A 23,019-nucleotide genomic window follows, 5' to 3' on the forward strand; every position below is an offset into this window, starting at 1 on the left:
GTAATTACCAATTCTGCTATCGAGACTATTGCTATGAGTAGGATCTAGTCCGGAATATTTTTTATTTACCGTAATAGTCTCGATACCATTGCACAAAGTTAAGTTAAGGGTTATTGGTCTTTTAAGACGCGATAAATCGCGTCTCTACACGAGGGTTTTGTTGCTCATTCTGAACTGTTATTTATCTAAAATATAAAAAATGAATATACTCTACTCACTTTCTCAAACTAGGCAATTTTTTGCTTGACTGCTAAAGCTTTTAAAATGTTTGCAGTTTTTTCAACTCCCCCAGAATCAAAGCTAATTTTATTAGGCTGCTCTTTGAGATAATTAATAATATTAATAGCCAGGTAATCAGGTTGCAAATAATTATGATTGATAAATTTTACAACTCCTAACTTGCTTAACTTTTCGGCTCTTATTGTTTGTTCTCGATCCTGATTACCTGTAAAGGGAAGAATCATCGCTCGTACACCTGTGGTTAAAATATTCATTATGGTGTTATAGCCAGACATATTTATCGAAAGGTCTGCTTTTTTCATGTAATTTAGCAAGTAAGGAGTATAGCGTCGAACATAGATGTTTTTACTAAATTTTGCCATTTCTTGCAATTCCTTAAACTTTGAATTTGGGATGAATGGTCCAGTAAAAACCTGAATATGATGTGGCAATACTTTCTCTAAAAAAGGAGCTGTATTAACTACACATTCAAGCAACTCATGACCAAACCTACCACCTCCTACACTGGCTAAAATCAGAGGTTTGTCTGATTTAATAATTTCCCGATCTTCATCAGTTAAAACAGGGTTTATTGGTGGCTCTTGCACTACATATCCGGTGTAATCTACTTGACATTTAAGGTCATTGACTCTCGAAAACGTTGCTTCTAGTGGGACTAATTCTGGGTCGCTGTGAACCAACAGTATATCGAAATACTTGTTAATTAAGTTACATACTTTTTCTTCGTGTTTTACTTGTTTTTCAGGTTTAACAACTACAATGTCTCGCAAGCTAGAAACTATTTTAGTCAATCCTTTATTTGATTTGGCTAATTCTAATAATGGAATTAATTCAAAAGAAAAACGTCTTCTTCCAAAAGGAAATAACTCAACGATCAAAATATCAGGCTGGAATTGCTGAAAGATTTCCAGAAGTCGATTTTTTCTAATTTCTTTGGCTTCATTAAGGCTAAGGGCATCATCTACTACTTGTAGTTCAGCAAATTCTGGGTCAGTTTTAATTGCAGGCAGATTGATAACTTCCACACCAGCAGGAATTTCAAATCCTTGAATTATTTCACCACCATTAATAAAACAAATTTGGAAGTCTTTGGTTAAACCTCGCACAATTTCGCGGCTGCGAACCAGATGCCCCATACCTAAAATATGTTGGCAGTAAAACATAATACGTTTCATGAAAATTTTACCTCTGTCAGTTTGGATGGTTGGAATAAGGCAAACGAAAGATAAAATAAATACTTTTATTACTTTTTACTTAAACAATTTTGGCAATCATCGCTAATTCCGGTAATTGTACAGCTGAGTTATAGCAAAATGGAATCACGCTCTTTTTTTGCTAGTAAGGTAGAGATGTATTGGCTAATTTTTGGCAAACCATTGAGATTAATTGTCGGTTGGGAAACCTGCGGAGTTTGGAGTTGTTGTAATAGCGATCGCAGTAATATATCTGGAATCAGATAATTTGGATGAATCGCTGCTAAAACCCCCAAATTTGCTAAATGTTCTGCACGAATGCACTGTTCTTGTTATGGCTTAATTCTGGTTACTACTACTGCTGGCTTGCTTACCCACTGAGAGAATCTCCCAAGTTGTATTGTAGCCACTCATTGCGACTACGGCATCTGCGACGGCGATGTAACTCATTAAATCATCGGTAAATTCGTCTATCTGCACTTGGGGATATACAGCAGCTTTCAGTTTCAGCGCAGCTTGGTGTTCTAGGGGCATTTCTGGGCTACATATAATTAAACTTCGTAATTTATGGGACGCTGGTAACAATACCAAACTCGATAAATATGTGTCAATTAACCTGTAACCATCTTCCCCACCACCCAGCGTAACTAAAATGAGTTGTTTTTCTGGATTTAATCGCAACTCACTACGGATGAGATTTGGACTTTTACGCCCTAGTTGTTTGCGGATGTAGCTACAAAACTGCACCTTCTGAGCAACCCTTGGCGGTAGTTGATATTCTTGGCGAATGTTGAAAATTTCGGGATTACCAACAACAAGCACGCGATCGTAAAATTTTTATATTGCTTCGTAGTAACTATGCTTTTGCCATTCTGGGATTGTCACATCTGGATGATCCAAAATGTCGCGTAGCAGGAGAATTAAAGAAGTTTCCGGTAAATTTTTTTTTGAGATATTCGATAGCTGCTTTTAATTCATTACGGATATTGTAAGGCTTTTTATCTACTAGAAATATATCAGGTTTAAAATTAGCGATCGCAGATAAAATTAACTCTAAGCGTAATTTCACTGTTTCATTAATTCCTGTCTCTAGATACTTGACAGGCATTTCACCTGATGAGTCCCGATTTAAGCAGGGTAATTTAATATAATCTCGTCTTTTCGGAAGACGAAAGTTGTGCAGCATCGGCGAACCAGGAACAACTAAAATAGAAAGTTTTGGAATCGAATCAAGTAAGTGAGTGCAGATTGCCAGCATTCTGCGAATATTACCAAGACCGAAGCCATTGTGGAATATACCATCAGTCTCATAGTTAAATGTCTCTAAGTTATTCAGTGAATGAATACCATATTAACTTAAGTAGCTTCCCAAAGTTACATGAGTCTTTTATGAAACTTTGATGAGAAAATTTTCATTCTTATGTTTGTAGCAATTGTGTCATAAATTTGATAAAAATCCTACAAGATTCAGTCTAGTAAGTTAAAGCGGATTTTTCCAAAGCGCCAAAAGTTTTTGAGAGATTGCTTATCAATTAAATCCTAGTTATATAACTATTGTCACGATTATATAAGTGGAGATTCGCTATATTTAATAGTTAACGGCTAAAAGGAGTTAAAGAGATGGAAATTAAGCCAACTGACCCATCGCTAGCACTCATAGAAATTCCCCCAGGCTATCTCAATATTATGGGTTACGTCGATCAATCAGAAGTTAATGGTCCTGGTTGTCGTGCAGTCGTCTGGGTACAAGGTTGTCTGCGTGAGTGTCCTGGCTGCTTCAATACTAACTCCTGGTCTTTTGAACCTAACCAATTGATTGCTGTTGATGCTCTTGCCGAAAATATTCTCAGCAATCCCCGCAACACGGGTGTAACATTTTCTGGAGGAGAACCCTTTTGGCAAGCAACGGCACTAGCGTCTTTAGCCCGGAAGGTAAAAGCTGCTGGTTTAAATGTCATGTCTTTTTCTGGGTTCACTCTTAAGCAGCTACAGTCCCAATCTGCACCGCCAGGTTCCCAAGCATTGTTAGAACAACTCGATATTTTGATTGACGGGCCTTTTGTACAATCTCTGGCAATTCATTCTCCCAATTCTCCAGTCTCTTCTAGCAATCAACGGGTTCGGGTGTTAAACCCAGCATTCCAAGACCAGATTACTTGGGCTAGCGACCAGATAGAAATCCACATCCTCAAAGATGGTGGTCGCATTGTCACTGGCTATCAAGGTGGACTAGAACTAACGTAAGGGCAGGGGAGCAGGGGAGCAGGGGAGCAGGGGAGCAGGGGAGCAGGGGAGCAGGGGAGCAGAGGAGCAGAGGAGCAGAGGAGCAGGGAAAGAAAAGGGAGTTAAAACTTAAAAATTGAGCTTTTGAGGGTCAACGTTGAGCTTCTGAGGGTCAAAGTTCACCTTTTGAGGGTCAACTTTCACCTTCTGAGGGTCAACTTTCACCTTCTGAGGGTCAACTTTTACCTTCTAAGGGTCAACTTTCACCTTCTGAAGGTCAACATTGAGCTTCTGAGGGTCAACATTGAGCTTCTGAGGATCAACTTCCACCTTCTGAAGGTCAACTTTCATCTTCTGAGGGTCAAATTTTTAGATTTCTCTTCCCTTATCGAAAAGCTATCTTTAAAGTGCAGCTTTGTTTGGGACAGATTATATTAAAAAAAAATACATATCATAAATTTGACTAGACCATTTCAGAAAATTTTTACTGAACACCGCGTATTTTGGGCTGTTTTACTTTTTGGTACAGCACTGGTGGTAACGCTAGCGCTGTCACTTTCTCAAGGAGCAGTACCTTTAAATATGTCGGAATTTTGGCAAGCCATTTTCCACAAAGGTGATCCGGTTAAACAGATAATTCTTTGGGATTTACGTCTCCCACGCATTACTGCTGCGATTATTGTCGGCGCAGCTTTGGGAATGTCAGGAGCGTTGCTGCAAGGAATGTTACGTAATAGTCTCGCCGATCCATTTATTTTGGGTATTTCAGCAGGTGCGGGACTACTTGTAATTCTGATGATTGTGTGCCAAATATTCCCGATCGCAATTCCTTTAGCAGCATGGATAGGAGCAATTTTAACTGCCGCGATCGTTATTTTACTCGGTCGTTCAGGTTCGGGAATTTCTGTTGAGCGGTTGATTTTAGGCGGAGTAGCGGTAAGTTCTTTATTTGGTGCTGTACAAAGTACATTGCTGCTTTTAGCTGAAGATGGGCAAATTCAAGTTGCGCTCAGTTTCCTTGTTGGTAGTCTCAATGGACGGGGTTGGCAAGAAATTGCTACGACTGGCCCTTACATTATTGTTGCATTGATTGGGGGATGCTTGCTGGCGCGATCGCTAAACATACTGGCTTTGGGAGATGATTTGGCTGTGAGTTTAGGGCTTTCGTTGACGCGATCGCGCCTGTTAATTGGTGGTGTCGCCACTCTATTAGCTGCAAGTGCAGTCAGCATCAGTGGCTTGGTTGGATTTGTTGGTCTTGTTGTCCCTCACGGTGTCCGCCTCATTGTTGGTACAGATCATCGCTTTGTTTTACCACTTTCCGCCCTTGCCGGTGCATGGTTACTCACTTTTGCAGATTTACTCTCTAGACTAGGAGCAGTAGAACTACCAGTAGGTTCCGTCACTGCCTTGCTGGGTTCACCCCTGTTTATCTGGTTACTTTATCGTCGTTCTGCTGGTTTTAATAAATTTTGAGCAACCAGACCGCCATTCATCCCCACCGTATATACGGATCGGGTTTTTTGCGCATTCTGATAAACTCATACAAAGCCTTCTTCAACTATTTAAGCCAAAATTCTCCATAGAGAAACCCAGATCTATAACCTTAGTTTCTTATCCCCCCTGCTCCCCTGCTCCCCTGCTCCCATGCCCCCCTGCCCCCTGCCCTCTCAAGGAGGTTAATTGATGTTGTGTGTTGAGGAATTAATCAACTTAGACCCATTTCAACAGCTACCGGAAGAGCGATTGCAGTGGGTTTGCGATCGCGCTCAAACAGTTGAACTTTCCCCCGGAGAAGTGTTGTCCCATGAGGGAGACCCTGTATGTCGCTTATTTATCTTGGTCAAAGGTAAAATCAACATGACCCGCCGCAGTGAAGGAGCGGAAATTCCCATCGGGCAGCACGAAGCCCCATCCTTTTTTGGTGAAATTCCAGTACTCACAGATGAACCTGCACCTGTGACAATGCGGGCATTTTCAAATTGCCACCTCTATGAAATGAAGGGAGAAGACTTCCGCAAACTGCTGCATGAATGTCGTGATTTTGAGCGGATGGTCTTCCGAATTATGCAACGTCGTGTCCGGGGGCTAGAGTCTTTCATTCGTGGGCGGGAAAAGATGGCAGCTTTAGGGACACTTGCTGCGGGTCTTGCTCATGAACTCAACAACCCAGCCGCAGCCTTGGTTCGGACTTTAAAAGAAATGCCAGCCGCCATCTTAGAGTTACAACGAATGAACTTAGTTTATGGGCAACGCAATGTTGACGAAGCCCATACTCAGCACTGGTTGAGAGTACGTGATCAAGGCTATGATGCGATTTTGAATAATCGCCTAGATCCGGTAACACTAAGCGATCGCGAAGACATATTGCTGGAATGGTTAGAAGACTATGGTGTAAACCAAGCCTGGAAATTAGCAGAACCTTTAGCCGAAGGTGGTGTTGAGGTTGAAACCCTAGAACAACTCATGGAACGTTGGCGCAACGACGACACAGAATTGCGAGAAATGGGATTGCACTGGCTAGCGCTTTCCTTTGAAGTCATGTCGATGATTAAACATGGTTTGCGAGGATCTGAGAGGATTTCCGAACTTGTGCAAGCGATGAAGTCTTATTCTTACCTCGATCAAGGCACTCAGCAAGAAGTAGATATACATCAAGGCTTGGAAGATACCTTGCGATTGTTTGCTCATAAACTTAAGTGCGGTGTCCAAGTGCAACGCAATTATGATCGAAGTCTTCCAAAAATCCTCGCCTATGGCAGCGAACTGAATCAGGTGTGGACAAACTTAATTGACAACGCCATTGATGCAATGGATGGTAAGGGACTGCTAGAAATTACAACACACCATTGCGATCGCTATGCCCATATTGACATCATCGATTCTGGCAGTGGAATTCCACCTGAAATTAAAACCCGCATTTTTGAACCTTTCTTCACCACCAAATCAGTGGGGCATGGTTCAGGACTTGGTTTAGAAGCCGTTCGCCGGATTGTAGAAAATCGCCATCACGGTACGCTTTCATTTGAGTCGCAGTCAGGTAGAACTTGTTTCACCATTTGCCTACCCTTATCAAATCAATGAATCAATAAGCAATGGGATTAAAAATAAAATGGGAACCACTGGTTCCCAAAATCTAGCAGCAAATGAATATTTTCGTCAGACTTCTAGTTTCTTATTAGCTCCTACACTAGAATTCGTTTTGTAGTTATAAAGAAAATATTGGGGTAGAAGAGCTTTTTGGAGGTAAGGGTTGGGGATTAAGTGCTACCCAATCAAAAGAAAATAACAAAAATCTACCATTACTAGGTGGTGGCAGTGGTAAAGTCGGTGAACCACCATTAATAGATTGAGCTTCAGTGCCTGTCAGTTCGCTCTCTTGAAGATAGATATCTTCAATGACTATTTTTTTTGAGGCTTGTATCATAAGTTTAAGTTAAAATTTCTATTCAGCTACTAAATAAATTGATAAAAGTTGCCTTGAGTTATTTCATGGCAATCTCTTAATTGTCCTCGCATAAATTTCTGTATGGATTAATTAGGGATTACTGGCAATACGCTTGCTTAAGCCTAAAGAATCACTTCGGTGTAGGTTGAATTGAGGAACCAAACCCAACATTTTCAAGGCTTTGTTGGGTTTTACTCCGTTCAACCTAACCTACAAATTTTATTAACCAAGTAGTATTGGGATTATTCCTGGTCAATTAATATCTGATAATTTTTGTGTTTTAGATTGTTGTTCGGAGTTAATGAATTCAGTTTTAGGTGGTTTTCCTATTGTATTAGGAGGTTGTTTTTTGGTTGGGGGTTGTGAGTTCTTATTATCGCTCATCTTAATTTATCTCCTTAATAGTTTTAATTATTTGGCTGTTTTCAGATTTTTTGCTTGGAGTTAGTCAAGCAAAAAATTTAGTGAACGCAGCCAGTTTGTGTTCTGATGATTATGACTTCAAGCTATGTCATCGCCATTCCGTAATCCTGTTGAAAATTTTGCTTCCTTCTATGTTGAATGCTATTGTCAAAGAAGTAGATAGGGGAAAAATTCCTTACTATCTACCTCTTTAACCTTAGTTTTCTATTCAAACTATTTTTGCAGCCAGACCGATATTGAACCACCAGGACATGGGAAATTTCCCCATCCGTCGTTATTGGTGTAAATGATATCGTTTATATGTCCCGTGGCATCGTAAAATGCCTGATTGGGTCGGAACACATTCATCCACTTGTTCCCTGGTGAGCTATTGGTCAGCACTACAGCCATTGCACCCGGATGTTCCCTATTACCCAAGCGCGTCCAACCGATAGTATTGGGATGGTCAAAATAATCATGCTGGTCGCCAAAACCGTATTCTCTACGCGCTTTCAAGAACTTGTCAATCAAGAAACGGTGGGAGTAAAGGGTAGTATCGCGTCCTTTATCTTGATATTGTGCCCCGTAATAATCTGCATAGAAAACACAAGGATAGCCTTCGCGGCGCAATAAGATTAGTGCATAGGCTAAGGGCTTAAACCAAGGTTCAACAGGCGACTCTAGGGATTGACAAGGTTGGGTATCATGGTTTTCGACAAAGGTAACAGCTAGAGCAGGTTGTTCTTTAACTAGGGTTCTATCAAAAATTGATCGCAAATCGAAGCTACTACCCTGGCGACTAGCTTGGTGAAATTTGAAATGTAGAGGCACATCAAATAACGACAAACGCCCATCACTAGAGGCAATATAAGCGTGTAAGGCATTGATATCTTGAGACCAGTACTCGCCAACGCTAAACAGTTCCCGCCCACCAAAATGAACTCGCAGGTGATTTAACCAATCACGGAAAAAAGTAGAGCGGATATGTTTAACAGCGTCAATGCGAAAGCCATCTACACCTGTGGTGTCAACAAACCAACGTCCCCAATACATCAACTCACCCCGCACGAGGTTATTACCTGTATCCAGGTCGTTGGCCATTAAATAATCGTAGTTGCCGTGTTCGTGGCTAACTTCCGTCTCAAAATATTTATCTTTAAGGCGGTAGAGCTTGTCTGCATTTTTGGTATCTGCGTTATATGATAATGAATCAAAGCACCACCAATACCATTTCATACTGGAGTATTTATCTCCACGGCCAGAAAAATTGAACTTTGTATAAGCTCCAATTTCGTACCAATCGCTGACTGGGCGGTTGCGGTCATTCCAATCCATTTCTTGGGCAAAGATGCGTTCTATTTCATCCCCACCATCTTTGTGGTTGAAAACCACATCGGCATAGATTTGAATACCTGCACGTTGTGCCGTTTTGATAGCTCTCAAGTATTGCTCGCGTGTTCCATATTTTGTCCGAACAGTATTTTTTTGATCGAACTCACCTAGATCAAACAAATCATAGACTGCGTATCCAACATCCCATGTTCCACCACTGCCCTTATAAGCTGGCGGCAGCCATAAGGCAGTGAAGCCTGCATCAGCTAGCTCATTGGCTGTTTTATCCAGCTTGTCCCATAACGTACCATCATTGGAGATGTACCAATGGTAATACTGCATTATTACGCCATTAGTCATGCGATCGCCTTTGTAGAATCTTTGATTTTACAGATTTCGGTCAGAAATCTCTGATGCTAGGATATGTTACTTTTGTCACACATCATAACTTCATCCGAATTTATTTAGGTTTCAATGACGACTTCACAAAGGACAAATGGCAAAGGTGTTAAACCTAAACCGCCAGGATTCACTATCTGAGCAAATTCTTAGAAAAGCCGATTTGACCTTCTCCTTTGCTAGCTAGTGATATCGGAGGTTATCGCGTGTAGTACTACTGTTCGCACAGAGGTAGCTTTGAGCAATTACGAATTACTGGGACGGGATAATTGCTGATTTGCCTTGACAAGGTTAGTAAACTCCTGCAAAGTTTGACGATACTTTTCTTCAGCTATCGAGAATAAATCGTTATGATTTGCCTCTTCAACCCACAAATAAAGTTTTGGGGATCTTGCAGCATTAAACAACTTTTCTCCATGAGTAAAAGGAATTATGTTATCTGCTTTTCCATGAATCACCAATATCGGACATTTGACTTTTTTGATATTCTTCAGATTGGGAAACTTATCAAAAGGTAAAATCCGAAAAGGTACTACTACTTGAAAAGCGGAAATAAACGAACTTTCAATAATTAAACCAGCGACTGGTTTCTGCATTGCTAAATTTACCGCAGAACCACCGCCAACCGAACGCCCTAAAACTATAATTTTTTCAGATGGAATTTTTAAATTGTGTATCAAATAATTGTAAGCGCTATTGATGTCTTCGTATGCATGACTTTCTGTCGCTTTTCCTTGACTTGTACCATAACCGCGATAATCAAAAGCAAAGACACTAAAACCCCACGCGTATAACTTTTCTAGGATCTGTTTGATATCTCCTAAATCTTCAGAATTACCATGAGAATAAAGAATAGTATATTTAGCTTGATTGTTCAACAAATATGTAGCTGAGATATTTGTATCCCCACTCCTTAACTTCAGAATTGTTGGGTCATCCCGATAGCTAGAAGGTTGAGACAGAAAAATCATGCTATCTGCCCGAAAATATACAAATGCAGCAAAAAATAGATAGATAAAGATTAAAGATTTAACCAGCCGTTGCCAAGTCAAATCACCAATTAGCAGTTTTATAATTTGCTGTTTATCCATTAGTTTTCATTTATCGGGTAAAACTTTATTTCCAGGTTTCCCAATTTCTGATGTTTTATAACTACAACTAATACAACTTCATCAAACTTTATGCTTTTGTCACAAATGAGTATCTGGAATGAAGCAACTGAGTAATTTACTGACACCAGTCAACTAAGACGGGGACTAGGGAGTGGTGTAGTCAATTACTTGAAAACTGCTGTAATATTTTGGATCTATTCACAATCTAGATCAAAGGCGATCGCTCTCCACTGTATTAGATATCTGCAATAAATATAGCAATTTCATTTCAGAAGAGAGCATTGCATATTTGCAAGATGTTTTTTCATCACTGCTAGTAAAAAAACTTATTCCCTACTCTCCAAGACCAGAAGGAAGAAATGTTTTTATTTATTTCTATTTTCTCCCCTTTCTTCCCACTGGTATACACATCGGTGTACCTGAAACTGGGTCTGGGATAATCCGACATTCCAATCCAAACACCTCCCTTACCATCTTCTCAGTGATCACCAAATTAGGTTCGCCAACAGCAAAAATTTCACCTTCTTTCACCGCTACCAAATAATCAGCATAACGACAGGCGTGATTCAAATCATGTAACACCATCACAATCGTTCGTCGCTGGTTTTGGTTCAAATCATACAATAAATCTAAAACTTCTATTTGGTGCGCCAAATCTAAAAAAGTAGTTGGTTCATCTAACAATAAAATATCCGTATCTTGAGCTAATGCCATTGCAATCCAAGCGCGTTGTCGCTGTCCGCCCGAAAGAGTATCTAACTCACGTTCTGCCAGGTATTTAATCCCAGTAATTTCTAACGCTAGTTCTACTAATCTTTCATCTTCTTTTGTCCACTGCTGCAACCAGCTTTGATAAGGAAACCTTCCACAAGCTACCAAATCTCGAACGGTTAATCCTTCTGGTGCAACTGGCCCTTGGGTAAGAATTCCTAACTTTTTAGCAACATCTTTTGTTGATAGCTTAAATACATCTGTTGCATCTAAATAAATTGTGCCAACACGAGGTTTTAATAATCTTGCTAACCCTCGTAATAAAGTTGATTTTCCACAACCATTTGCACCAACTAAAGCAGTTATTTTTCCCGGTGGTATATCTAAATCTAAATGCTTAATAATATTTATATTATCATAACCCAAAGTCAAATTTTTTGCTGACATTTGGGAATGCATATTATCGTGCAATAATGATATTGACATAATTCAACTTAAGATAATCTTTGATAATTTTGTAAGTATGTAATATCATATGCGCTTAATTACTTAATTAAACCCAAAGAACCCCACCCCGCTAAATCAGCACTTTGTTTCCCATTCCCGCAGGTAGATAGGAGATTAAGGGGAGCCAGCGAGGCTATGGCATGAGCAACTGGCGCATAGGGTGCAAGTACTATGGGAATCATCACTAATTACCCTGACATGATATATCACACTATTCGCTTTTATTAATGCTACACCTAAACTAGCTTTTTTCTCTACCTACTGAATATTAAGTATACTGAATTAGGTCTTAATTTTTCAATTTTTAATTAATAAATAAAATATAGAGCAGCAATCACAGCAGTAAAAATTCCGCAAGTAATTTAGATAGGAGCAAAAATAATTCTGCCGATAAAACTAGATGAAACCACAATTATTGCTCCTGTCATCCCAGCTACTGGAATCAAACCCTGATGATTTCCACCTACTAATCCAAGTCTGGAATGTGGTTTTAAAAATTGCTAATACTTTCTTAAATACTGCTTCCTATTCTGCAAAATTGCTTGACCTTAACTTACCTAATGATTCAAAATATATAGGATGCTTCCCAAGAATAAAATGATTTAAAGAGTGTTAACTAGGTATTGAAATAAGTCAGCAATTATTATATTGATTAATAAGATATCAATTTCATGCCAGCGCAACCTGTCTAAAAAATAAACTTGATTCTGTTAAACCGCTTTAAGTTATCGCCACAAAGGTTTTTGTTGGAGCTTTTCTAAAGTCTCTTTACCCGGATTTCTCACTTGTGAGAAAAAATCATTAACTTGAGCAAAATTTTAGAGTATTTAATTGATACATTCCACCTTGCATTGTCCCAGAGCGTTAACAGTTGTAGTGCTTATAGTGCATAGCTTAGAGCTTTTATTAATCTCTTAGGTTAGTCTTGGTAGCCGCTTATACTTATTTTGACTACCCCGACTTATTGAGCCGATACGTTATGATTTACCTCCAGCAGCTTCTTCCATTTTTTTGCGAAGACTAAGTGGTCTCATATCAGTCCAAACTTCTTTGATGTAATCTAGACATTCTTGTTTCAAACCACTTTTGCCAGCATCTTTCCAGCCGAGTGCGTTTTCTCGGTCAGCAGGCCAAATGGAATACTGTTCTTCATGATTGACTACAACTTTGTAAATTGCTGTGTCTTCTTTGTTGTCTTGGTACATAATTTCTCTCCTGCTATTTAATTTAATTAGCTATGCTTTGGTGTTGCACCATTAGTTAGGAATATTACTTAAGTCAAAGTATGCATAATTTTGGTATTAGAAACTAAAGAAGAATCCGGGTTTGTGCCGATGTTTGGGAAACTGACAATCATCAGTGGTTGCGATGGCGCAAAGCACCTGCAATATGCGCATAACAAGGTTAATCCAAAAGTTAGACTATAAGCTGCTTTTAGAGAATTGTATTTTTCATCTCAAGTCAAGGACTAGTAAGACTTTTGGAAACTTTTTGAACTACTAAATTTATTTAATAATAAAGATTATCATTAATTGGGTAACAAATCAAGGTATTCTCTTGACTTAACTCTTGGACTTCAACAGCAGTAACGGTAATTGTTACTGAAGCTAGATTTTTTTGTTGAGCAGTATCTTTATTTGCAGAGTGTTCTGATGCTTCTGAATCGCTAGAGCCGCAGAGGTGGCTCTTTGGCGCTAAATAGGTGAGCGTTTGCGGTAGATCCTATTATTGAGCGTTGTCGTCAGGCGAGCGCACACTCCCAATTAACAACTGAGCCATTAGTTAGACTATCTTTAGACTACGGAATTTCATCGTCAGCTAAAATCAGGTTGTTGAAAGCGATGGGCTTTTTCCATGCGTTGACATCTATCAAAAGTTATAAAATATTTAGTAATAGTCTCAAACGGCATATATTTTCAATATTGATAATTATTCGCTATTAATACAGGATTGCCAAAAGCCACAATCCCTAGTAATGTAAGAAAGTCTAAATGAAAATAACTAGCAATACAGAAGCTTGCATGGCTGACTTACTAATTTCGCCCTGTCTTACCTAAAGCAACATTCAGGTCTATTCAAGAGTTTCTTAATAAAATTAAATAATCCTGTAAAGGCAGTACTTTGAGTCAGAAAAAGGTATGTATGTTTAAGGTTTGCTGTATTAAGTGGATTTTTAAACTAAGATACCCACACAACTGACTCCAACCCTTCTTCAGCCAGGAGGAAGTGTGGATTAATTTTGCCACTATTGTTTGCCTGTATCTGATTAACTAAGGCATAATAATGAATCAAATTGTCAATAAATTCCCAGAAATTCCCTCTCAATGTGCGACTATCCTGGATATTCTGCGCGATCGCAGCTGTAATATACCGCATAAACAAGCTTTGACTCTCCTTGAAGATAGAGAAACTCAGGAATTAACACTGACTTCCGATGAATTGGAAAACTTCTGCACAATAAATTCTCTTGCCAATTTAATTGAACGTAAAACTACTATTCTCATGCAGTATTAAAACAGAATTTTCCATTCATCTTGAGGAGTATCTTAAACGATACTCAAGCATTTGTTTACTAACTTCAGTAGCATTAAAAGTCAAGATACGGAATTTATGCGCATTTTTCACAAGATAAGCGTTCGCAGTCGTAAAACATGGTTAAGGATAATCCTTAATTTTGTAGAGAAATAAAATACTTTTATCACTCAATCAAAGCAAATTATTAATGGAGGAAAATAAAAATGACTAATTTGCAAGAAAATCAAGAATATAAGGAATCTTTCCACAATGAGAAAATATTGCCTGATTCGGATAATATAAAGATAAAAATATTTTTTTTGCTCCTTAAATTATTAATTTTTTTGTTTCCTAAAGGTAATGTTCAGAGATTTGAAAGGTCTCTAAAATTTTATTTGGGTTTGACAAATATTAATGATTCTAATCAACAACAAAAACCAACATTGTTTTTATATCTTGGGCTTCCTTCTAAACCTTGGTATGAGCCTAATGATTACGAAGTTTTCACAATAGTGACAAATACACTTGAAGAGGGTGCTAAAGATATAAAAAGTGAGTTATTAATGAATATCCATAATAAAAATAATTTCACTCCAGTCATTGATCCAAGTGATGCTTCAATGTATCAGCATTTAACTGACATTGAGCTACCTCCATCTCACAAAAAAGATGACTGGTCCCTATTTAGATTGTGGTTAGATGGGAAATTTACTCAAGAAGCTAAATATTTATTTCCAAAAACTGTAAATATTTTGTCTAAGTTGAAATCCTTTATAGATCCTTTTGAAGATGTTTACTTTCTTGTTTTAAAACCAGGAGTTGTCTTACCTCCACACCATGATACTTCAAATACTTATATTACCTGTCAGTTGGGATTAATAATTCCAGAAAATTGTGGAATTAGAGTCGGAAGTGAAACGCGGAGTTGGACTGAAGGGAAAACTTTATTTTTTGACCAGAGCTTTGAGCATGAAGCCTGGAATAAAAGCCAGAAAGAGCGAGTAGTTCTGTTAGTGCATTTACGTCACCCAGAATTGTCAAAGTTGGAAAATTTTTTATATGAGTTTGTTTATAAGTTATTATAACTTTGACTTCCTAGTTTCGCCCTATCTTCTCTAGAGCAATTTAGGTCTGTTTAAGAGTTTTTCCAACCAATTGAATTAAATAATTCTGTAAAGACATCACCTTGAGCAGGAAAAAGGTATGTGTGTTTAAGCTTTGCTGTATTAAGTGGATTTTTAAACTAAGATACCCACAGCTGACTTAAACGATTGTTCAGCCAGGAGTGAGTGTGAGATTAATTTTGCCACTATTGTTTGCCTGCATCTGATTAACTAAAGCGTAATAATGAATCAAATTCTCAATAAATTCCCCGAAATTCCCTCTCAATGTGCGACTATCGTTGATATTCTGCGCGATCGCAGCTGCAATATACCCGGCACACAAGCTTTTACTTTCCTTGAAGATGGAGAAACTCAGGAATTAACACTGACTTACCATGAATTGGATCGGCGTAGTCGGGCTGTAGCAGCTCAACTCCAAGCTCTTGGTTTGAGTGGAGAACGTGCCATATTACTGTATCCTCCTGGATTGGATTATCTAATCGCATTTTTTGGTTGTCTATATGCTGGGGTAGTGGCAGTTCCAGCTTATCCGCCTCGCAACCAGCGTAAAACCCCCAGAATACAAGCTATTAGCATAGATGCACAGGCAAGTGTTGCTCTCACCACAACAGCAATGCTCCCCACACTACAATCAATAGTCACACTCCTAACAAAAGAGGGAAATTTTCACTGGCTGACAACTGACAACATCGCACAGGGTATAGAAGATTCTTGGCAACAACCTGCAATAAATGCCGATACTCTAGCTTTTCTACAATACACATCAGGTTCTACAGGCACACCAAAGGGAGTCATGCTCAGTCATGGCAATCTGCTGCACAATGCCGCCGTAACCTACCAACTGATGGAACATTCACCCAGCAGTAAGTTTGTATCCTGGCTGCCTGTTTACCATGATATGGGGTTGATTGGCGGGATTTTACAACCTTTATACGGTGGTTTTCCTTGCATCTTAATGTCGCCAGCATCTTTTTTACAACGACCTTATCGCTGGTTACAGGCTATATCTCACTACAAAGGCACTACCAGTGGTGGTCCCAACTTTGCTTATGAACTATGTGTTCAAAGGATTACTCAAGAGCAAAAAGAAACTCTTGACTTAAGTAGTTGGAGTGTTGCGTTTAACGGTGCCGAACCAGTCCGACGAGATAGTCTTGAGCTATTTGCAACTACCTTTGCTGAGTGTGGCTTTCGTGCAGAAGCATTCTACCCTTGTTATGGCATGGCAGAAGCAACTTTAATAGTTTCTGGTGGGATCAAAACAGCTTTAGCCCAAGTAAAAACTGTAGACAAATCTGCACTTTCACAGAACCAGATAGTTGAAAAAACTAGCCAAAGTCAAGATATTCAAAGCTTTGTCAGTTGTGGTGAAACTATTCCTCAACAGCAGATTGTTATTGTTAATCCTGAAACATTAACACGTTGTTCATCCGATGAGATTGGGGAAATCTGGGTATCTGGCTTCAGTGTAGGTCAGGGTTATTGGAATAGAACAGAAGAAACAGAGCAAACATTCCACGCCTATCTGAAAGACACAAAAGAAGGGCCGTTTTTACGGACTGGTGACTTAGGCTTTTTGGACAATGGTGAGCTTTTTATTACAGGTAGGGCAAAAGATTTAATTATTATTCGCGGTCGTAATCTTTACCCGCAAGATATCGAATTAAGCGCAGAACGCAGCCATCTATCCTTACGTTCTGGTGCTAATGCAGCATTTACAGTAGAGATTAATAACGAAGAAAGGCTAGTAGTTGTACAAGAATTAGAGTTTCGCGCCAAGCCAAATTTAGCAGAAGTAGCTAGTGCAATTCGGCAAGCGATCGCCCAAGAACATGAAGTACAAGTTTATGGTGTAGTTTTAATTAAACCAGGTAGTATACCTAAAACTTCTAGCGGTAAGATTCAACGTCGTGCAACTCGCACTCAGTTTGAAAATGGCGAACTGAGTGTAATTGAAAGTGACATTCTCAAGATTAGTGATATTTTTGCCAGAAAGGAAACTCAATTACAGCGTTTTGAACTTTTGGCGCTTTCCCCAAGAGAATGTCAACCGATTCTAGAATCATATCTGATTGAACTTTTGGCGGGAGTACTTTCAATTGCAACAGATGATATTAATCCACAAGAAGCATTAAGCGCTCTGGGACTTGATTCTTTAAAAGTATTTGAATTGAAAAACCGGATTGAGGTTGATTTAGAAGTAGAAGTATCCGTAGCAGACTTTTTTGAAGGGATGAGTACGCGATCGCTCATCACCAAAATACTGGCTCAAATGACAAAAGAAGCTTTCATCCCCTCAAAGTCTCTTAGCCAAGTTCAGCCAGCCGAAGTATATCCCCTATCTTTTGCCCAGCAGCGATTATGGTTCCTTGACCGATTAGAACCAGGCAATCCAGCTTACAATATTTCCTTAGCTGTGAATCTCCAAGGTGAGCTTGAGGTTACTCTACTAGAACAAAGCCTAAATGAAATTATCCGGCGGCATGAGACTTTAAGAACCACATTTACAACAGTCAATGGACAGCCAGTACAAATTATTGCTTCTTCCCTAAAATTATCTTTATCAGTAATAAATATAGAATCACAGAGTGATGTCACAGTCCAACAATTCTTGACTCAAGAAAGTCAACGACCTTTTGAGCTAACCCAAGGGCCATTGTTACGTGCTAAACTTTTGCGCCTAGCACAGCAAGAGCATATTCTTTTGTTAGAGATGCACCACATCATCTCTGATGGCTGGTCTACTGAAGTCTTTTTACAAGAGATTGGATTACTTTACAAAGCATTTTTAACCAGAAATGCTTCACCTTTAACGGAAATCTCGATCCAATACAAAGACTTTGCACATTGGCAGCGGCAATGGCTACGAGGGGAAATCCTGCAAACTCAACTCTCTTATTGGAAGCAACAACTTGAGGGTATACCAGCGGCATTAAAATTACCTACTGACCGCCCACGACCGACGGTGCAAACTTCACACGGCGCTCAACAATCTATCGAGTTGTCCGAAGCAGTCATTAAGCAACTGAAGGCGATCACTCGTCAAGAAGGTGTAACTGTATTCATGTTGCTATTAGCAGCATTTCAGACTTTTCTTTATCGTTATACCGGACAAGATGATATTGCTGTCGGAACACCCGTCGCCAACCGTAATCGTGATGAGATTAAAGGGTTAATTGGCTTTTTTGTCAATACCTTAGTGCTACGTACAGATATGAGCGGCAACCCGACTTTTGATGAGTTGCTGACGCGCGTAAAAAAGGTAGCTTTAGGGGCTTACACACACCAGGATTTGCCCTTTGACCAACTGGTAGAAGCAGTGCAACCAGAGCGGGATACAAGTCGGACACCGCTGTTTCAAGTCATGTTCAATGTCCAAGATTACTCGCAGTTACCAGAAATGCCTGGTTTGGCTTTGAGCTTGTTAAAAATAGAAACAGAAACAGCGCAGTTTGATTTGAGCTTGTCTATTGAAATTACAGAGCAAGAAGTGGCGGCATCCTTCTATTACAATACTGACCTATTTGATACTGCCACCATCAACCGAATGCTGAGGCATTTCCAGAATTTGCTCTCAGGCATTGCTGCTAATCCTCAAGCTCGGCTATCTAACTTACCACTATTGAGCGCGGCAGATTGTCAGGAGTTACTACAACTTAGTAGAAATCAATCTCCAATTCCAAATTCCTCCGAACAATGCATTCATCAACTGTTTGAGGCACAAGTAGAAAAGACACCAGATGCGATCGCGGTGGTATTTCAAAACCAGCATTTAACTTACAGAGAATTGAACCAACGTGCTAATCAAGTAGCACATCATCTGCGATCGCTAGGAGTTGGGCCAGAAGTGCGAGTTGGTATTTGTATACAGCGCTCCTTAGAGATGGCGATCGGAATCTTGGCGATTCTCAAAGCCGGAGGTGCTTATGTGCCTCTAGATCCGGCCTATCCAAAAGAACGCCTCGCTCTAATCTTGAGAGATGCTCAAGTGTCAGTCCTTCTGACTCAGCAATCACTGCTGGCTGTTCTACCTCCACTTCAGTCGCAAGTCGTGTGCCTTGATACAGACAAGAGCGCCATTGCCCAAAAAAGTCAGGAAAATCTTGTCAATCAAACGCAACCAGAAAACCTAGTCTATATTATTTACACCTCTGGCTCTACGGGAACTCCCAAGGGCGTGACTATTCAGCATCGCTCTTTGGCGAGTTATGCCGAAATTGCCTGTTTAGAATACGGACTAGAAGCAAGCGATAGAGTGCTGCAATTTGCTTCCATCAGCTTTGATGCTGCTGCGGAAGAAATCTTTCCCTGTCTGATCTGCGGTGCTACTCTTATACTGCGTACAGATGAGATGTTAAGTTCGACGCCTCAATTTTTACAGCATTGTCGTGATTGGGGGATAACAGTCCTAGATTTGCCTACCGCCTTTTGGCATCAAGTTACTGCTGAATTAGCAACAGCCAATTTGGTACTTCCCGATTCTCTGCGATTAGCGATCATTGGTGGCGAAAGAGCTAATAGAAAACACCTCACTACTTGGCAGCAGCAGGTTGGTCAACGAGTACGCCTTGTCAACACTTACGGGCCTACAGAAACAACAATTGTAGCTACACTGTGTGACTTATCAGTATCGACAGCGGACGAAGTGCCGATTGGCAAAGCTATTCCCCAAGTCCAAACTTACGTCCTCGATCCTGATCTACAACTCGTCCCTGTAGGCACCCCTGGCGAATTGTACATTGGAGGTGTCGGTGTTGCCAGGGGCTACTTCAAGCGATCAGACTTAACAGCAGCAAAGTTTATTCCTAACCCTTACAGTTCAAAACCTGGTGAGCGTCTTTATCAGACAGGCGACTTAGTTCGCTACCTTCCTGATGGCAACCTGGAATTTCTCGGACGCATCGATCATCAAGTTAAAATTCGGGGTTTCCGGATTGAATTAGGCGAAATAGAAGCTTTACTCAATCAACACCCAGGCGTTCAAGAAGCGGTGGTCGTTGCTCACAATGACGACTTAGACCATCAGCGCTTGATTGCTTATGTTGTCGGACAGTATCAACTGGAAACGGTAGAAACGTTAGACACTCAGCAAACCTTGCAGTGGCAAACGGTCTTTGATAGCCTCTACAAAAAGTTTGATGCCACTCAAAACTCCGGCTTCTATATCAAAGGTTGGGAAAGTAGCTACACAGGGGCATCGATCGCAGACGAAGAAGTGCGCGAATGGATGGAGCAAACCATCGGGCGCATTTTAGCTTTGCAACCCAACCGGGTTTTAGAAATAGGTTGTGGGGGTAGCGGCCTAATGCTTTTGAACATTGCCCCTCATTGCCAGCAGTACTGGGCAACAGATCCCTCAGAAAATGCCCTGCAAATTCTCCAACAGCAGTTGGATACTTTAGAGCAGCCATTAGCAGGAGTTACACTCAGCCAGAGAAGCGCTTTAGATTTTGAAGATGTGCCAGAGAATAGCTTTGATGCGGTGTTAATTGTCTCTGTGGCTCAGTACTTCCCAAGCATTGACTATTTGCTCCAGGTTCTGGAAAAGGCAGTCAATGTTGTAGAACCAGGTGGCTTCATTTTTCTAGGAGATGTTCGCAGTCTGCCCTTATTAGAAGCATTCCATGCCTCAGTTCAACTTTATCGGGCAGCAGATACTCTTTCGAGAGAAACATTACAACAGCGCGTGCAAAAACAGTTGTTTGAGGAAAAACAATTAGTTATTGATCCTGCTTTCTTTACTGCTCTCAAACAGCATCTACCTAAAATTAGTCATGTTGACATTCTGTTAGAGCGTGGTTGTTCCCAAAATGAATTAACCAAATTCCGCTACGATGTCGTTCTCTATCTGGACGATAAAGCAGTTCCGACGATAGAGATCCCCTGGCTGGATTGGAACAAACAAGAGGTAAGCCTCTGTTATGTCCGCCAAATGCTCGAAGAAACTGCACCGCAATTTTTAGGTGTTAGCGGTGTGCCGAATGCCCGTGCGATCGCAGATATTCAGCTCGTACAGTGGTTGAAAAATAGTGAAACGCCAGAAACTGTCGGTGAGATGAAGCAGGTTTTAAGCTCCTTTGAAGATCAAGGGGTAGAACCGGAAGTATTCTGGACATTAGAAAAAGACTTTCCTTACTTAGTCCAAATTACTTGGTCAGGTAATGGTGCAGGCGATCGCTATGACGTGATCTTTAAACGCTCTACACCCAATCCTGCTCGGTGTTTCTGTTTACCTGCTGCTGTGCCTCCTTTGTCTCGTCCTTGGCAAGATTACGCTAATACTCCTTGGCAAGGAAGTTTAGCACGTGAACGAGTACCTCAACTCCGAGATTTCCTCAGAGAAAAATTACCTGAATACATGGTGCCAACGGCTTTTATATTCTTAGACGCACTCCCTTTAACCCCCAATGGCAAAGTCAATCGTCGCGCCTTACCCTTGCCAGAAAGTTACTCTACCCAAAACCAGCTTTATGTTGCTCCCAAAACAGAGCTACAGCAGACAATTGCTAATACGTGGCAAACAGTACTCGGTATCGAGAAAGTTAGTATTAACGATAACTTTTTTGATTTGGGCGGGCATTCTTTGCTGATCTCTCAGGTAAACGCGAAACTACGAGAAAAATTACAACGTGATATCTCAGTAGTAGAAATGTTTCAATATCCTAGTATTAGTTTGTTAGCTAAACATCTGAGTCAAGAACAGCAAGAACAACATTCCTTTAAAGAGATTCATAACCGTTCTGAAAAACAGAAATTGGCTCTCAACCGACAAAAACAAACTCATAAGTCACGCAAATAGGCCAGAGCAATTACTCTCAGCAAAACTATGCAGGCATCAAACTTTAACACCAATCTTCTTTTATTATCAATACTTGCAATATTTGTGTTATTTATAATAACAATAACGAGTGTATACTTTCTTAGAAGAATATGGTTCAAAAAGAAACGTAAATTAGTCTGGACACCAATTTCTTGTATTGAGCGTCGCAGCAATCTTTCCTACAATGAATTTGTTCAAGAATACGCATCTATTGGAAAGCCAGTGATCATCACTGATGTTGTTAAAAATTGGAAAGCTTCAACTAGATGGACTATAGATTTCTTTCGAGACAAATATGGATCAGTCTTGACTGATGGTGTAAGAGATAAGAATAGTGGCACTAACATCTCAATGACTATTAGGGATTACATGGATTATCTAGAGGCAGGCGAGACAGACAAATCACTCTACCTGATAGACTTTCCTCTGTTTGACCATCCCGAACTGTACGAAGATTGTGAAGTTCCAATTTACTGCAATAATTTATTAGAAAATTTGCCAGAGAAATTATTGAATAAATATGGTTTTCACCAATATATTTTTCTGTTTATGGGTCGTAAAGAGTCATCAATAGGTCTTCACGTCGATAATTTTTATACGCAAGCATGGCTGGGAGTAATTTATGGACGGAAGCGATTCATTTTAATGCCACCTGATCAAGAAAAATTTATATACGGCGGAAAAGTTGATGCTTTTAACCCAGATTTAGAAAAATTTCCATTGTACGCCAATGCAAAACCAGTGGAATTTATCCTTAACCCAGGGGAAATCATCTATATTCCGTCTATGTGGTGGCATCAAGCGGAAAACCTTGATAGCACTATTGCCTTGGGCTTCAACACAGTCAATGAGTGGAACTTAGAGATAGTCTTACATGCGGCAAGTCAGACAAATCCAATAATAGGTAATCTTTTAGGATTGTTGGTGGAATTTCCTTGGTTGGGTAGAGTTGCATTGGCCACCCGTTTGCTCTAATCAAATGTCTAATTGATGA

General features: G+C 40.0%; 16 protein-coding genes. 7 read left to right on the plus strand and 9 right to left on the minus strand.

What is annotated here, in order from left to right; all coding sequences use genetic code 11:
* Nucleotides 1-227: 227 nt before the first annotated feature.
* From RMY27_RS01830 to RMY27_RS01845, 4 genes are all read right to left on the minus strand, one after another.
* Complete coding sequence (locus RMY27_RS01830; protein WP_322659941.1) at nt 228-1,415, minus strand: glycosyltransferase family protein; 1,188 nt, start codon at nt 1,413-1,415, stop codon at nt 228-230.
* A gap of 128 nt (nt 1,416-1,543) precedes the next feature.
* Nucleotides 1,544-1,729, minus strand: coding sequence for a hypothetical protein (locus RMY27_RS01835; protein WP_322659943.1), 186 nt, complete (start codon nt 1,727-1,729; stop codon nt 1,544-1,546).
* Nucleotides 1,730-1,772: 43 nt separating this feature from the next.
* Nucleotides 1,773-2,255 carry a glycosyltransferase gene (locus tag RMY27_RS01840; RefSeq protein ID WP_322659945.1) on the minus strand — a complete coding sequence of 161 codons (483 nt, stop codon included), beginning with the start codon at nt 2,253-2,255 and terminating at the stop codon, nt 1,773-1,775.
* Between the two features lie 34 nt (nt 2,256-2,289).
* Entirely contained in the window at nt 2,290-2,691 is a 402-nt protein-coding gene (locus RMY27_RS01845) for a hypothetical protein (protein WP_322659946.1), read from the minus strand.
* A 362-nt stretch (nt 2,692-3,053) separates the two neighbouring features.
* Here RMY27_RS01845 and RMY27_RS01850 point away from each other — a divergent pair, with 362 nt between their 5' ends.
* From RMY27_RS01850 to RMY27_RS01860, 3 genes are all read left to right on the plus strand, one after another.
* Entirely contained in the window at nt 3,054-3,677 is a 624-nt protein-coding gene (locus tag RMY27_RS01850; protein WP_322659948.1) for a 4Fe-4S single cluster domain-containing protein, read from the plus strand.
* A 438-nt stretch (nt 3,678-4,115) separates the two neighbouring features.
* Nucleotides 4,116-5,132: an iron ABC transporter permease gene (locus RMY27_RS01855; protein WP_322659950.1), complete on the plus strand. Its 1,017-nt coding sequence runs from the start codon at nt 4,116-4,118 to the stop codon at nt 5,130-5,132.
* Nucleotides 5,133-5,342: 210 nt separating this feature from the next.
* On the plus strand, nt 5,343-6,740 hold the full coding sequence (locus RMY27_RS01860) for an ATP-binding protein (protein ID WP_322659952.1): 1,398 nt from the start codon (nt 5,343-5,345) through the stop codon (nt 6,738-6,740).
* A gap of 124 nt (nt 6,741-6,864) precedes the next feature.
* Here RMY27_RS01860 and RMY27_RS01865 read toward each other — a convergent pair whose 3' ends face one another.
* The 5 genes from RMY27_RS01865 to RMY27_RS01885 form a co-directional block, all read right to left on the minus strand.
* Entirely contained in the window at nt 6,865-7,083 is a 219-nt protein-coding gene (locus tag RMY27_RS01865) for a hypothetical protein (protein ID WP_322659954.1), read from the minus strand.
* A gap of 657 nt (nt 7,084-7,740) precedes the next feature.
* Nucleotides 7,741-9,198, minus strand: coding sequence for an alpha-amylase (locus RMY27_RS01870; protein WP_322659956.1), 1,458 nt, complete (start codon nt 9,196-9,198; stop codon nt 7,741-7,743).
* A 284-nt stretch (nt 9,199-9,482) separates the two neighbouring features.
* Nucleotides 9,483-10,328, minus strand: a complete 846-nt coding sequence (locus tag RMY27_RS01875; protein ID WP_322659958.1) for an alpha/beta hydrolase — start codon at nt 10,326-10,328, stop codon at nt 9,483-9,485.
* A 396-nt stretch (nt 10,329-10,724) separates the two neighbouring features.
* The gene (locus RMY27_RS01880; protein ID WP_416212303.1) at nt 10,725-11,546 is read right to left on the minus strand and encodes an ABC transporter ATP-binding protein; all 822 of its coding nucleotides are present in this window, start codon (nt 11,544-11,546) and stop codon (nt 10,725-10,727) included.
* 998 nt (nt 11,547-12,544) lie between these two features.
* On the minus strand, nt 12,545-12,772 hold the full coding sequence (locus RMY27_RS01885; protein WP_322659960.1) for an MbtH family protein: 228 nt from the start codon (nt 12,770-12,772) through the stop codon (nt 12,545-12,547).
* Between the two features lie 1,078 nt (nt 12,773-13,850).
* Here RMY27_RS01885 and RMY27_RS01890 point away from each other — a divergent pair.
* From RMY27_RS01890 to RMY27_RS01905, 4 genes are all read left to right on the plus strand, one after another.
* The gene (locus tag RMY27_RS01890) at nt 13,851-14,081 is read left to right on the plus strand and encodes a hypothetical protein (protein WP_322659962.1); all 231 of its coding nucleotides are present in this window, start codon (nt 13,851-13,853) and stop codon (nt 14,079-14,081) included.
* A gap of 224 nt (nt 14,082-14,305) precedes the next feature.
* Nucleotides 14,306-15,166 (plus strand): aspartyl/asparaginyl beta-hydroxylase domain-containing protein, encoded by an 861-nt coding sequence (locus tag RMY27_RS01895; protein ID WP_322659964.1) that lies wholly within the window; start codon nt 14,306-14,308, stop codon nt 15,164-15,166.
* 262 nt (nt 15,167-15,428) lie between these two features.
* Nucleotides 15,429-22,004, plus strand: coding sequence for a non-ribosomal peptide synthetase (locus RMY27_RS01900; RefSeq protein WP_322659965.1), 6,576 nt, complete (start codon nt 15,429-15,431; stop codon nt 22,002-22,004).
* Between the two features lie 27 nt (nt 22,005-22,031).
* Nucleotides 22,032-23,000, plus strand: a complete 969-nt coding sequence (locus RMY27_RS01905; RefSeq protein WP_322659967.1) for a cupin-like domain-containing protein — start codon at nt 22,032-22,034, stop codon at nt 22,998-23,000.
* The last annotated feature ends 19 nt before the right edge of the window (nt 23,001-23,019 follow it).

It is taken from the genome of Nostoc sp. DedQUE09 (assembly GCF_034530915.1).
Lineage (GTDB): Bacteria > Cyanobacteriota > Cyanobacteriia > Cyanobacteriales > Nostocaceae > Nostoc.